Annotated in this window: 7 protein-coding genes; 2 read left to right on the top strand and 5 right to left on the bottom strand. The window is 68.3% G+C overall.

What is annotated here, in order from left to right; translation table 11 throughout:
* The first annotated feature begins 103 nt into the window (after nucleotides 1-103).
* Together ACWEVP_RS35805 and ACWEVP_RS35800 are read left to right on the top strand one after the other, a co-directional pair.
* Complete coding sequence (locus ACWEVP_RS35805) at nucleotides 104-3649, top strand: AAA domain-containing protein (RefSeq protein WP_452067010.1); 3546 nt, start codon at nucleotides 104-106, stop codon at nucleotides 3647-3649.
* The gene (locus ACWEVP_RS35800) at nucleotides 3646-5088 is read left to right on the top strand and encodes a hypothetical protein (protein ID WP_452067009.1); all 1443 of its coding nucleotides are present in this window, start codon (nucleotides 3646-3648) and stop codon (nucleotides 5086-5088) included. The genes ACWEVP_RS35805 and ACWEVP_RS35800 overlap by 4 nt, the downstream gene beginning before the upstream one ends.
* A 1322-nt stretch (nucleotides 5089-6410) precedes the next feature.
* On the opposite strand, the gene ACWEVP_RS35795 is transcribed toward ACWEVP_RS35800, so the two are convergent.
* The 5 genes from ACWEVP_RS35795 to ACWEVP_RS35775 form a co-directional block, all read right to left on the bottom strand.
* Nucleotides 6411-6608 carry a hypothetical protein gene (locus tag ACWEVP_RS35795; protein ID WP_452067008.1) on the bottom strand — a complete coding sequence of 66 codons (198 nt, stop codon included), beginning with the start codon at nucleotides 6606-6608 and terminating at the stop codon, nucleotides 6411-6413.
* A 101-nt stretch (nucleotides 6609-6709) separates the two neighbouring features.
* Nucleotides 6710-8056 carry a pentapeptide repeat-containing protein gene (locus ACWEVP_RS35790; protein WP_452067007.1) on the bottom strand — a complete coding sequence of 449 codons (1347 nt, stop codon included), beginning with the start codon at nucleotides 8054-8056 and terminating at the stop codon, nucleotides 6710-6712.
* 274 nt (nucleotides 8057-8330) lie between these two features.
* On the bottom strand, nucleotides 8331-8783 hold the full coding sequence (locus ACWEVP_RS35785) for a hypothetical protein (protein ID WP_452067006.1): 453 nt from the start codon (nucleotides 8781-8783) through the stop codon (nucleotides 8331-8333).
* Nucleotides 8780-9064 carry a PadR family transcriptional regulator gene (locus ACWEVP_RS35780; RefSeq protein ID WP_452067005.1) on the bottom strand — a complete coding sequence of 95 codons (285 nt, stop codon included), beginning with the start codon at nucleotides 9062-9064 and terminating at the stop codon, nucleotides 8780-8782. The genes ACWEVP_RS35785 and ACWEVP_RS35780 overlap by 4 nt, the downstream gene beginning before the upstream one ends.
* 921 nt (nucleotides 9065-9985) lie before the next feature.
* Nucleotides 9986-13180 (bottom strand): hypothetical protein, encoded by a 3195-nt coding sequence (locus ACWEVP_RS35775; RefSeq protein WP_452067004.1) that lies wholly within the window; start codon nucleotides 13178-13180, stop codon nucleotides 9986-9988.
* Nucleotides 13181-14078: the final 898 nt, after the last annotated feature.

The raw sequence follows: 14078 nt of genomic DNA, 5'->3' as shown, positions 1-14078 counted from the left end.
ACTCGCGACGCGACCAGTGGCCGGTTCGCGCTGGCGTGCAGGGTAGTCGTTTCGCTGCAACGGGCGTGCACGACGTCGGCCAGATGTTCCGGTACAGGTCGACGTGGTGACGCAACGCTCGGCGCCGACAGGGGCCGCCGTTCACTCGATAGGAGTGTTGGCCCTGTCCGAGGGCCCGCGGCCGGTAGGGTTCCGGGTCGGTGTCGAAGAGAGGAGCAACGTGCTGCGTGCGGTAGCCGACCGGTACGTGATCCTTCCTCAACCAGGGCGCGCAGGCGGTGCCTCCACTGTGGTCAAAGCGACCGATCACATGACAGGCAAGCAGGTCGCGGTGAAGTTGATCCCGCGCACCGACACCGACCGAACCCATCGGGTGTTCTTCCGCCGCGAGGTCGATGCCCTGCGACGCCTGAACCACCCGAACATCGTCTCGCTGCTGGACCACGGCGAGGACGACGGCGAGAACGCCTTCTACCTCGTCTTCCCTTGGTTGGAGCAGGGCCTGCTCGACGTACTACCCGCAGCCGAGGACATCGGGTGGGACGACTTCGCCGACCAGTGGGCACTGCCCCTGGCCGACGCGCTGGCCTACGCCCACGAACAGGACGTCGTGCACCGCGACGTCAAGCCGGCCAACATCCTCGTGAGCGAGGAAGGCCAGCCCATGCTCGCCGACTTCGGCATCAGCAAGATCCGCAGCAGGATGGTCACCGAGGCGACCGTCGCCGAATTCGCCTCCCGCCCTTACGCGCCTCCCGAGCTGGACGAGATGACCAGCGCCACCCGCGACACCTGGGGCCTGGCGACCACCATCCTGCGCTGCCTCAGCACCGGCCCGTTCGAGGACTACCCGCACATCGCCACCGCGCTCGCGGAGATCGACGTGCCCCGGGAGATCGAGGCGCTGCTGCGCCGGTGCACCAGCCGCAACCGGGAGAACCGGCTCGCCAACGCCGTCGTCCTACGCGGCGAGCTGCGCGAGATCCGCAACCGGCGCAACCGCAAGTGGGTCAAACAGCGCGCAGTCCAGCTGACGATCCAGGACCAAGCCGCCCGCCGGCTCGCCCCGCCGCCCTTCGACCAGGACCCCGAGGCGATCGAAGCCGCCCTGCGCGCCGAATTCGCGCACGGCAGCCACCTCGCGCGCGTCGTCGACTCCGCCACAGGCGCCCGGCTATCCGACACGTTCGACCTGGTCGGACAGCAGCGCCGACTGCGGCTGGCGACCGCGCCCGGAGGCGGCCCGTCCTTCATCGTGACGCGGCTGATCACCTCGGACGAGAACGCACTGCACTGGGTCCGCCGGCGCGGCTGGCCGGTCGCCGACGAAGTCGTCTGGACTTCGCGCCGCCAACCGCCGGCCGAGGCCCGGCGGGCGATGGAGAGCGTTCTCGCCGCCCTCGACGACCACTACATCGCCGTCGAGGAAGCCGAGCAGCGCCGCGACGAGAACCGCGTCTTCGACGTGTGGCTCGACCTGCTCGACGCGAAAGACGACCTGGAGGACACCCGTTCCGGCCCGCTGCGTTACCGATCCGCCACGGTGGACGGCAAGCGGGTCCGCTTCAGTCTGGAGGCGGAGCCGGAGTCGGAGATCGTCGGGCAGGAACGCCTGTGGCGGTCCCGCAGCTCCGGCGAGCGCGCCATCGGGTCGGGTGTCGTCGTGGCGCAGGAAGGCAAGACCGTCATCCTCGCCTACTCACAGCGCCCGACGGGCGTTCCCCGCTCCGGGGACCTGGTGCTGGACACCCGCGCGAGCCGGGCGGCCTTGCGTCGCCAGCGTGAGGCCGTGCTCAACGTGCGCTCCGGGATCGCGGTGCGGCCGCGGCTGCGTGAGCTGCTGGTGGACCCTCGCCGGATCGCCGCGCCGGCCGCGATCGTCGAGCCGGCCTGGTTCAACGAAGACCTCGACGAGGACAAGCGCACCGCCGTGACCCGGGCCCTGGCCAGCCCGGACTTCTTCCTGCTCGAAGGGCCGCCGGGCACCGGCAAGACCAGGTTCATCACCGAGCTGGTGCGCCAGGAGCTGCGCGCCAACCCGCAGGCGCGGATTCTGCTGGTGAGCCAGACCCACGTGGCCGTCGACAACGCCCTGGTCCGGCTGGCCGATGCCGGGCTGGCGGACCTCGTCCGCCTCGGCAAGGCCGGGGACGAGCGGATCGCCCAGCAGGCCCAGCGGCACCTGCTGGATCACCGGATGCCGTTGTGGGTCGCCGACATCCGCGCCAACGCCGAGCAGCACCTGGCGCAGCTGGCCGCGGACGCGTCAGTCGAGCTGACCGACGTCAAGGGCGCGGGGGCGCTGCTGGAACTTCTCGCCGCGCTCGACGACCTGGCCTCCGCCCAGGCGAAGCTCGCCGCCCTCACCGGCACCCGCAACCACCCGGGTGCCGCGGTCTCGCCCGAGGCCGAGGCCGAGGACAACGATGCCGTGTCCGACGCCGACACGCTGCGCGAGCAGGTCGAGCGGCACACCGCCCGGATCGACGGGTTGCGGGGGCGCGCCGGCTCTCTGCTCGGACCGGACCGACTCGACAGCCTGCTGCCTCCCGATACAGCCCTGACCGCCGTCGCAGTCCGCGCGGCCGTCGACGCACTAACCGCGTCGACCCCGGGGCTCGGGCAGCTGGCCGACATCCTCACGCTGCAAGGTGAATGGTTCCAGCGGATCGAGTCCAGCCGGGATCTGGAAGGTGTGCTCCTGCAGCAGGCCCGCGTGGTCGCGGGGACCTGCATCGGGTTCCTGGCCCACCCCGCCGTCCGGGAGCTGCAGTTCGATCTCTGCATCCTCGACGAAGCGTCGAAGGCCACGGCCACGGAAACCCTGGTGCCGCTGGCCCGCTCGACGCGGTGGGTGCTCGTCGGCGACCCCAAGCAGCTCCCGCCGATGCACGAAGAGGTCCTCGACCACGAGAACATCATGCGCCGCCACGAGTTGGAACGCTCCGATGTCGAACGCACCCTGTTCCTGGACCTGCTGGGCAGCGCCCCGGCGGCGAACCGGCATCAGCTCACCCACCAGTACCGCATGCACCCCGGCATCGGTGAACTGATCTCCGACTGTTTCTACGATGGGGCGCTGCGCTCGGCGGCGAAGCCGGAACTGGCCGGCTGGGACCAGCTGTACAAGCCGGTCACCTGGCTGGACACCACCCACTCCGCACTGCGCCGGGAGGACCGCCGCGGAACCAGCCTCGTCAACCAGTACGAGACCCAAGTGATCAAGGGTGCCCTGACGGAGCTGAAGGCCGCACTGGAGAACGGCAGCGTACGCCCCGAAGACGCCCAGCCGCTGCGGATTCTCGTGCTGACCGCCTACCGCAAGCAGAAGGACGAGCTTCAACGAGCGGTCGCCGGTCTCGGCTCGGCCCAGCTGGCCATCGAGGTGAACACCGTCGACGCCGTTCAGGGCCGCGAAGCGGACGTGACCTTCTTCTCCATCGTGCGCAGCAACGACCGCGGCGACCTTGGCTTCCTCGGGCAACGCCACTGGCGCCGTATCAACGTCGCGCTGTCGCGCTCCCGGTTCGGGCTGGTCATCGTCGGCGACGCCACGTTCTGCCAGAATGCGCCCGGCCCGCTGCGGAAGGTCCTGACGCACCTGCGCAAGCACACTGACACCTGCCGGATCGGAGCGGCCCGAGCATGACCGACGCCACCGTCATCGCCGCACGCCTGCACAGCGAACTGCACCCCGGCTACCAGCTGGTCACCGCACTGGACGCTGCGGTCCCGTTCTCCTGGCTCACCCTCGAGGTGCTGGCCCAGCGACGCAAACCGCTGCCCGTGGTCGACGAGTTCGTGCTGCGCTTGTGCCAGCAGGGTGTGGACACGATCGGCGGGGTCGCCGGTGCACTGGGCATCGACGACGAGGCGGTCCGGACCGCCGTCGCTCGCCGGCTCTCCGACGAGCACCTCGACTACCGCCCCGACCTGCGCCCCGAGCACCGCGGCGGACGCCGCATCAGCCTGACCCGCGCCGGCACCGTGGCCGTCACGGACCTGCAGACCACCTCGCCGCAGCGGATCGATCACCTCCAGGCGTTCGACCGGCTCCTGTGGGAGCCGGCGTCCCGCAAGAAGTCGGAACTGCTCACCCGGGCCGAGGCCCGCGCCCGCGAGCTCCTGCTGCTCCCTGCCGCCCGAACACGGGATGTGACCACCGACGAGGTCAGCCCACGCGCAATCAACCGCCTCCTCGTACCCGCCGATCAAGGACCCGTCCGCGGGGCCGCCGGTAAGCCGGGCAGCAGCGAGCTGGTCGAAGTGCTCGCCGTCGACGCGGTCACCCGCCAGTACCTGCACTACCTGCCCGTCGTGGTCCTGGTGTTCGCCGCGATCGGTTTCGACGACATCCGGCTCACGATCGTGATCGACGACATGGTCAGCGGCCCCCACGACCAGGCTCTGGCCGAAGCTGGCGGCGCGAGCAGCTTGAAGATCAGCGTCGAGCCGCCGCGGGGCGAGCCGCCGCTTCCACCGCACCTGCTGGCGGAACGCGCTCCCCACGACACGGTGCGCGCCCTCCAACGGCGCGCCGATACGCCGCCGGCACTCGAACACGGCACCGTGGTGTCCGACGACGACAGCGCTACGGCCCGTGCCGAACTGGCCGCGCTCACCGTGCGCTGCGTACCTCCGTTCGAGCATCCTGAACTGCTCACCTCGGCCCTGACCGGTGCGCGCCGACGTTTCCTGTTGGTGACGTCACTCCTGCGTACGGCGGTCGTCACCGACGGCCTGATCGCCCAGCTGGAAGTCATGCTCCGCCGCCGTGACCTGACCGCCCGGATCGCCTACGGGCTCGGCCACCCCGACAGCGACCACGACCCCGAAGCGCTACGCCGCCTCCAGCAGCTTGCCGACTCCCACGACAACCTCACGCTGGTGCGCGTTGACGAAGCCCTCCCGCACGACCTGATCTTCGACGACACCTGGGTCAGCACCAACTTCGACTGGCTGTCCCACCACGGCGGCCCCCGCCGGGTCTACCGACGAGAAGAAGGAACCCTGATTCGCTCGGCCGCCGCGGTCAGCGATCGTCATGCCAGCTGCGCCGCCGTCATCGACTCGGCAACGACCAGCTAACTTCGGAACCTGCACTCGTGCCCTGGCCGACGCGCCATGAGGTCGCCCCGACACACCCGTGCCGCCCCAGGAAGGTCCTCCGCTCGTCAGGGACAGCGCCGAAACGATCCCGCAGCCAAGCCGGTTCCGTCAGGAGCCCATGACCGTGGTGCGATGGCACACCGGCACCGTCCACATCAGCGAGGACGCCCGCACCACGGTGTGCCGCAGGCCGATCCGACGCGACCTCGTCCGCATCCTCGACTCGAACAGCACCACGTGGGGCCAGCTGATCAGCTGCTACAACTGCGCCCACACGTACCCCCCGGCAGGCTACGTCCCGGCGCGCTCCAGCCGGGACTTCCCCCTGAAACCCGAATGCCCGCACCACCCCCGAAGCGGCCTGCCCGAAGGCGCCTGCCACCACTGCGATTCCGCGCACCTCAACCCCTACAACTGGCCATGCCCCAACGGCTGCATCGATCCCTTCGACCACGCCCCTCGGACCCGGTATCCGCGCTGCACCGTGCATCCGGCCACCCGCGAACCCGGCCCGGACGGCCGCTGCCGCGGCGAATGCGAATCAGTCGAACGCGCGATCCGGCGCGCGAAACCCGAACCTGACGTTCGACCTCGCCGACAGCGCCTCGAGCACCTGCTACCACTGCGACCAGTACGTCTGCGTGGGATGCCAGCGCGGCCCCGTCAGCGGCTACCTTGACCTGTGCGATCGCTGCGCCGGAGGATGATCCGCTCACCGTGAGGCCAGGCCGCCGACGTCCTCGCTCCGGCGTGTGACCGCCCAGCGACGCGGGCCCGCGGGCGCGGCGGGTGCAGCAAAAACGTGGTCTCGCGCGACTGTCGTGTATGAGTTCGGTGCACCTTGAGATCCTCAAGCTGCTGCAGCAGGGCGCGACGAGCTGACCATGCCGATCGTCCTGCTCGCGTTGCAGGCCCGGCAGCAGTACAAGGCGCTGCGGTTTCCCATCGTCGCGAACGCGGTCGAGCAGGTCCGCGCGACCGTCCTGCGGGAATCGTCGTTCCCGCCGATCGAGGTCGTCGCCGCGGCCGCCTGCGTGGATCCTCGACGAGCTCTACCCATACCCAGCCGCCAGCTGAGCCTCATCGCGTCGACCTCGTGCCCTCGTCCGGGAACGTGGCCAGGCGTGCGCTCGGTGTCTTCGCCGACGCCAAGGACATCTGCCCCGCGCGCGGCGCCCCTGCGCCAGCGCGCTCTGTGGTCGACGGAGCGGTCTCCCGGTGCTGACGCGAACGAGCCGGACCAGCGCCGGAGACCGACCACCCACCGCCCGGGCTGGTACCCGGGGCAAGAAACATCCAGCTCACGTGCGACGCCGCCGCGCGTGCGAGGTCACGAGCGCCGTCCCTGCGGTCACTCTCGTACGCGCGGCGAGCCGGTTGAACGTCGCCTTCGACGGCTCGGCGGCCAGGCGTGCATCATCGCCCCACCGCCGCAGCCCGGTCGTGGCCTCGCTCGACTCGCCGGTCGCCGCCTCGATCGCGGCTGCCATCGCCGTCACAGCTGACTCGTCGGCCCCCGCCCGAGCTGTGTGTCGGACCTCGCAGGCCGAAATGGTGGCAGCGCCCAACCGCTGAAGCTCGCGGAGATGGTCTCCGGCTCTTATCCCGGGCCCGAACCCCCATCGGGATCAGGCTCATCGGAATGCTGGGGTACTCCATGCTCGGCCGGATCGAATGCGCGTCCCTCGAATATTGCCTCGTCGAACACGGCTTTGTCGCCGAACTCCGCCTCAGCGAACCCGGTGTTGCCGCCGAACTTCGCCCTGCCGAACGATGCGTGGCCGCCGAACTTCGCCGCGGCGAACGAGGCCGTGCTGCCGAACTCCGCTTGACCGAACAGGGCGTAGTCCCCGAACTCCGCCCTGTCGAAGCGTGCGTCGCCGCCGAACGTCGCCCTGTCGAACACGGCGCGGACGCCGTACTTCGTCCCGTCGAAGCGCGCGTCGCCGCCGAACTTCGCCTTGTCGAACGAGGTTTGGACGCCGAACTTCGCCCCGAAGAATTGCGCGTCGCCGTCAAACGTCGCCCTGTCGAACACGGCGTGGCGGCTGAACTTCGCCCCGCCGAACTTGGCGACGCCGCAGAACGTGGCCTCGTTGAACCAGGCGTCGGTGACGCTGCAGTTGGCGATCGAAAAGTCGATGAGGGTGGCGCCGGTGAGGTCGATGCTGATGTCGGGCCAGAAGTGGGGTCGCGGGCGATCGGGGTCCTGACCGGGTCCCAGGTGCTCAAACAGGATGCGTTGAGCGGTCAGGCGTACTTCTCGTTCTTGAATTTGGGTTTCCCGGCCCGCGGCGCTCGGATGGCTCGAGCGGGGGCGGTCGGTGGTTTTCAACAGGGGACGGCGTACCCCTAGCGGCCGTGGCCCGCTGGTTTCCGGTGGTGGCGTGTAGGGATTGCGGAGGTAGGCGCAGATGACGCTGACTACTGTCTGCCGCTGCTCGGGGTTGTCCTGTGCGACCTTTTCAAGGCCGTAAAGGCCACCGTGGCGGACCGCGGCCTGCGGCGCCCCGAGCTGCTCGACGGCCTTGAGGTACAGCTCGCTCAGCCGCCGCTGGGCGGCGTCATGTTCGGTGGCTGCGGCAACTCGGTCCTGGTGAGCCATCGTGGCCGCGTGGGCTTCTTGCTGATGGGTAAGGGTGCGCTCGGTGGAGTCCTGACGGCGCCAGGACAGGTACAGAGCGACGGCGCCGCCGCTGCCGACGCTGATGCTCAACCCGATCTTGAGCGCGTCCAGCCGCGCGGTTACCAGGTCGGCGCCGTTGAGCCCGGAGGTCGCTGCCCACCAGAGCACCACGACGATCGCAGAGGTCAAGACCGCGATCGCAGCCGCGGTCAGCCACATCGCCTTCGGTGAGAGCTCACGCAACCGTGCCCGTGGCACGACTGCGGACAGCTGCTGCGAAGCCGGCGCTGCCGAGGACGGCGGCGTGGTGTCGTTGGTCATGTTCGTCTACGTCGCCGGAGGCAGCCCGGATGTTGCAGACGTGCCGCCGCCAGTCCGGCTTGGCCCCAGCCGGCGGTGTCGAGCTCGCCGTGGGCGCGGATGCCGGGTGCCTAGTGGGAAGTCCGCGGTCGATGCCGAGACCGATGATTTCGACAGGGGAGCAGGGTGTGCCGTGGGTGTCGGGTTTCGCGGTACTGGCCCCTGGGTAAGCCATGCCGTGATTGGCCCACCGGCCTGACGGGCTGGCCCTGGCGGGTGGAACGCCCGATGAAACCTAGTCCCGATCCAAAGGATCCCAATCGAGCTGCTCGGTGAATAGGATTTCGCGAAAGTCCCGCCCGCCATCAGGAACTGGCTGCGGATGCCTCAGTATTGCAATGAGAGGAATACCGTCCTCCCCCAGGCGTGACTTGAGGGAACGGACGGAGTCTTCGGACTCGTCTCCGTTTTCCTTGGCGTCGCCGCGGCTGCGTGCAAGGTGCTTTATCCGTGCGGATATTCCTTCGAACGCGATCGTGACGATCTGGCTGGCGATCCAGAGTATACGTTCCTTGTACGGGACCTCGAAGATCTCGGCGACAAGCTCTCGTCTACGGGGATGATTCGGCGGGTAAAGGAGGACGGCGACACGAAGCACCAGCATGGGGGCCGTACCGAAAATGAGGGCCGCTCCGGCCAGGGCAGGAAGTCCGTAGGTGACAACAAGGTCGGCAAGTTCGCTGATCACGCCCACCCCAGCACTGGCGACTGGAAACGCCGATCCTGCTGCGCTTTCTCGAGAAGGACACCGAGGTCGACTTTGCCTTTCTCGGTCAGCGTGTAGTACCGGCGCGGTGGTCGACCAGCTGCTTCCTCCTGCGTCTGCCAGCCGTCTTCGAGCCAGCCCTCTTCCAACATCGACGTCAGGCGGGGGTACATCGCTCCCGAGCGGACCCCTGACTTCTTGGACAACTGGTAGCCCCAGTGTCGGTCATCTGGCGCTGCCATCAGTGCAGCGGCGAGCTGCACCAGAGCATGCGTGACTCTCATCGCCCTTGATTGACATGTGTCGCGTAAGTGCGCAACGTCCGTCGCATCAAATCCGAGCAGGCGGGTACGTCGTCAGGCAGGACGCTCGCCGCTGCGCGCCGCGGCCGTTGCGTAGCCGGACCGGGCAGCTCGGTTCGCCCTCGTCGTCGTGTAGCGGATGCTAGCGCTTCGACGATCTCACTCAGGGTGGTGAGGACCTTGAGCGCTGCCCGCCGGCGACGAGCGGATCCCCACACTGCCGGCAGCAAGACACCTACTACGAAGACCAGCAGGACGAGGGGCCAGGTGATCTCGGGGACGATGCCGTCGATGACTGTTCTGAGGTTTCCCAGTGCCCGCCGAGGTCGTAGAAAGTCGAACGCCTCCGCGATCCGGCCCGCTTCCTGCTCCGGCGTCCGAACCGCCGGCGCGCTCACGCTCGCGCCGTGGTCGTTGTCGGCCATGGCCTGCCTCTCACCCCATCCGCGCGCGTCTGGCCTGCGCGGCTCCGCCGTCAGCGACCCTAATGTCCGCCACCGACACCACCGGGCGCACCCGGCATACACGGCGTGTCTGAACCGCGGCCCGGGATCCGGCCGCGCGCGGTCCGCCACCTCGACCACCGCAGCGTCGCCGACCAACCGGACACCCGCCTGAGTCCGCGACCTGGTTCCCAGGCTCGGTGTCGCCACTCCCGCAGCCGGTCGCGGCTCAGCTCGGTCAGCGGGTTGAGCCCGGCCGCTGGCACCAGGGGAAGAAGCCAACGGGTTCGGCGCAGCCGCGGCGCCCGGGGCCGGGCTGGTGCGCCAGCGCTGGTCGGCGCGGGGGATGCCGAGCGCGTTGGCCGCGGTGGTGCGGGAGGCCTCGCTGGTGTAGCCGGCGAGCGGCCGGTTCGCGGTGTCGTCGACCGGTGGCCCGCCTTCAGGTCAGATCGGCCCAGCTCCAGGAAACCGACGGGCGTCCGTCTGGCTCGCGGCCGTATCGGAACCGGCCTGCGTGATCGTCCCAGCGCAGGAAGGTGGCGAAAGCGCCTGCGGCGGGGAATCGGTCGATGAGCTTGGCTCCCTGTTCGATCGCGCCCATCTCTTCGAGCGCACGCACGAGTACTTCCTGGTCGAGGCTGTCCGGTCCACTCCGGCCGAACGGTACGCGGTCGGCCCGAGCCACCAGAATCCGGACGAGGTCTGCGGCGCCAGCTTCGTCCAGCTTGCGCAGGAGCCGGGCAGCAGTCCTGTGGTCCGGGAGTTCCAGGGCGATCCGCTCGGCAAATGCGGTGGCGTGTCCAGGCATACCGATTTCTCGCAGCTGGGTGAGGATGTTCACGAGGCCGTCCAGGTCGTAGAAGGAGAGCGGCATGACGGCAATGCGGGCAAGCAGTACGTCGATTTGCTTGGCTTTGCCCGCCTCTTTCACGTTCTTGATCATCAGCGAGACCCAGGATGGACCGTCCAGCGGAGTCTGGTGGACGACTCGAGCGGCCAGGACAGAGAGTGGCCGTTCTGCATTTACTCGGCGAAAGCAGGACAGGAGATGGGTCGCGGCGGCCATCCCTTCCGGCTGGCTGTCTGAGGCTCTGTCGGACAGTGCTTTGACCTGCGCCAAGACTCCCATCTTGTACAGTTGTAGGAGAAGATAGCCGACCCCAAACGGGTCATCGAGTGAAACGTGCGCTGCTGGTTCGCGAGCGACCACAGTAGCGGCAAGCGCGACGCATCCGGTGTCATGGAGGTAGGTCAGCAAATGTGCGACGCTTCGAGCGTCGCTGAGTGGCATCTCGTTGGCGGCGCGTGTCAGTAGGACGGCCGCCTGATCGCCGTCACCGGTTTCACGCAGCTTCGCCACAAGACCCACCAGTGACTCGAGGTCGTCCAACGATGTTCCGGTCGCCAGCCGACCGGCCAGTGCCCGCGCCTGCTCGTCCGCGCCGACGTTCCGCAGGCAGGTCAGCACATCGCTTATGGTGAATGGGTCGTCGAGTGGAGCCTGGGTGGCGACTCGGTCAGCGAGCGCGCGAGCCGTATCGTCGGCTCCAATCCGGTGTAGTACGGGAAGGTATTGAACGACTTTGGGAATGTCGTCGAGCGGCATGCGGAGGATGCGCTCTGCCAGTACGCCGGCCTGGCCGGCCGCCCCCGATCTGCGCAAGGCCACTGCTAGGCGTTCCACCGGCTGCGAACGATCGAGAGAGACCTGCGCGGCAGTGCGAGAGGCCAATGTGGCGATATGCTTGACGGCGCCCATCTCGTGGAATCGCAGCACTAGCCGCGCCGCCCCGTCGGGTGCTGTGACATCCACTTGCGCCGCCGGGTCGCGTGCCAGAAGGGCGGCGGTCAGGTTGGTCTCGTCGGACTCACTGAGGTTCGTCAGCAGGGTGGTCACCGCATCGATGCTGCGGAGCAAACTGTGGGCCACCGTCCGCGCGAGGTACCGTCTCGCCTCCTCGCGGGCGCCGACCTTTCTTAACCCTTCGAACAAGGTGTTCGCTTGGCTCAAGGGGTTGACCGGAGCGTGGGTCGCGGCCCCGTCGGCCAGTGCGGCTACCTGTTCTGCAGCGCCAGCCGCGTGCAGTTCCCACAGTAGATAGGCCACGTCGTAGGGATTGTCGAGCTTGGTGCAGGAGGCGGGATTGCGAGCCAAGAGTGCGGCGAACTGTTGCCTGAAACCCATACGGTGCAGGGCAGCTATCAGGACACGTGTCAGAACGGGGTCGTCGAGACGGACGTGGTGCGCGATCCACGTGACGGAGTCGGTATCGTTGAGTAACCCGGGGAACAGGATGTGTTCGTCCACCTGCGCGTAGCCAGCGATTACGGCGTTCTTGCGAATTTGCGCTGCGATGCGGTAGAGACCTCGGTCCCAGGCGGCTTGACCGAGTTCGTTGAGGTCGCCGGGGTGCGCGTAGGTGGCTACAGCTAGCCAGAAAGCGTTCGGGGGCAGCTGCTCGGTGCGCTGAGTGCGGCCGGCTTGCTCGAGGTAGTCGGCCAGCTGATACACCGGTTGCGACTCTGAGGTGACCGGAGTGAGAGGGCCGAGTGCGCCCTTTGCGGGCCGGGCCGTGTAGGCCAGGGCTTGGTCCAGCCAGTCCGGGCGGAGTTGCGACCGCTGGGCCTGGGTCAAATAGGCGTCCGCCGCGTACTCGAGCAACTTCTGAGGCAGGGCGTTGCGATGTCCGAAGCGCCGAAGATCCATGGCCGCCCAGAGAACTGCCTTGGCAGGGGCGGGGGCGGTGTTGAACCGGATCATCAGCTCCGGAGCCCCGGCCAGGTACTGGGTGATCTGTCCGTCGTCGGCGTGCTTGACGGCCCACTCCAGCCGCGGGTCCACCGAAGCTGCCGCTTCCATGGCTGCCAGGTCGTGGCCGGCGAAGAATTCGGGTACCTCGATCACAGCGTCGTGAAGCACCAGCTGGACCTGCGTTCCGGGGAGTTGCGTCAGAACGGCGTGGTGTTCAGGCCACAGTGTCCCTAACACCAGGATCGGCGCCCGCGATGGATCGGCAAGCAGGGTGCGCACCTTGGCTGCGATTCGCTCGGCGTCGTCTTTGAGGTACTCCTGGGTTTCGTTGAGCCACACGACGGTGTGCGGCCCCACTCGGTCCAGCGCCGCCACGGCTGCGTCGCGGCGTGTCGGGTCGTACGGGTGCCACAGTCGCCACCCGCCAGCGTCGCGTAGCGGCTGCAGCGCCTCCCAGCAGGCACGAGTCTTGCCAGCCGACGAGCCACCCACCAGCACCACAGCCGCACTCGAACCAGCCACCGCCTGTTCGACGACGCGGCTGAGACGATCATCATGCGCACGCCGGACATAGGGAGGTAAGCCGGTCACGTCGTCCAACGCGATCGGCCGGTGCACCTCCAGCGCGTACGGGTCACGCACCTCATCAAGCGGCACTCCCGGGGCGACCTCCAGGCGCGCGGCCACCCACAGGTCGCGGCTCACGCCAGCAGCGGTGTCACGGTCCCGCCCGGCCGCCGTTGCCAGGACGCTGACCAGCGCGACAACGTCGGCCTGCGACGGCGGCGTGACCGGGTCGCGAATGATCCGCCGGATCGTGTCACGCCCGGGCGCGCCCGGGAGGTCATCGTCGATGGCCACCCAGCCTGCGATCTCGTCCAACGATGGTGCCCCTGCCGCGAGATACAGCTCGTGAACGTGTGCTTTGAGATCATTCAACGCGCCGGGCTGGACGGGCAGCCTGTTGATTGGCCGCGGTCGCCTCATCTCGTCGCCACTCATCGCCACCCCGCCGTTCCTACCCAAGCCAGCCTGCCGAATCACCCTGGCGGCCCCACAGGTTTATCGCAATCCGGAGCGGTCGCATTTCGTCCAGCGATCCTGGAGCCGCCAAGTACAACGACCAGAGGAGGACCCGATGACGCGAGCTGAACGACTCGTCCTGGTGGCCGCTGCCCTCCGCGGCATACTGTCGGGAGCTGTGAGCGCCGCTGTGCTGTGGTTATTGGATCACGTGCTCCAGTGATACGTCTTGGACGCCTGCCGGACGCCGCGCTGTCAGTTGCCAACGGGGGGTGCCGCGGCGGCATCGACGAGCTGGCGCGCCTCAGCGCGGCGACGAGGTCAGCGTGCGGGAGGGACGGGCCCGCGATCTTGCCGCGGATGCGGCGGGCCCGGATCTCGTGGTGCTTGCCGAGCTGGGTGAGCGCCGTGGCCCTTCCAGTCGCGGCGCGCCCGGAGCCTTGCTGCAGGCACACGAGTTCGACTTGGCCGACCGAGTCCGGCGACCAACGATGCTGCAGCCGATCCCCGAAGCCATCGAGCTCATGCGAAGCCTGGGCCCTGACCCGGTGCGGGGTATCTCCTGCCCACATGGCGAAGACTCTGATCGACGCGCAGAAGCTCATCTGAGATTTGGATGATGCTGGCGAAGCAATCGCAGCGTCGTCATCGAAGGCAGTGGACTAGGGCGTGTCTGACAATGCTTTGGTCCAGGTGATCACGGCGTGGAGGAGGACCGCGGCCCGGTAGACGATGGCAAGCTTGTCGTAGCGAGTTG

Source organism: Amycolatopsis sp. NPDC003865 (assembly GCF_053605345.1).
The sequence above is the reverse complement of the archived record's forward strand: the minus strand, read 5'-3'. Positions and strand labels throughout refer to the sequence as shown.

Bases quoted from the DNA above. Each gene is read 5' to 3' on its own strand.
- ACWEVP_RS35790 (WP_452067007.1), bottom strand. From the start codon at position 8,056: ATGACCAACGACACCACGCCGCCGTCCTCGGCAGCGCCGGCTTCGCAG.
- ACWEVP_RS35800 (WP_452067009.1), top strand. From the start codon at position 3,646: ATGACCGACGCCACCGTCATCGCCGCACGCCTGCACAGCGAACTGCAC.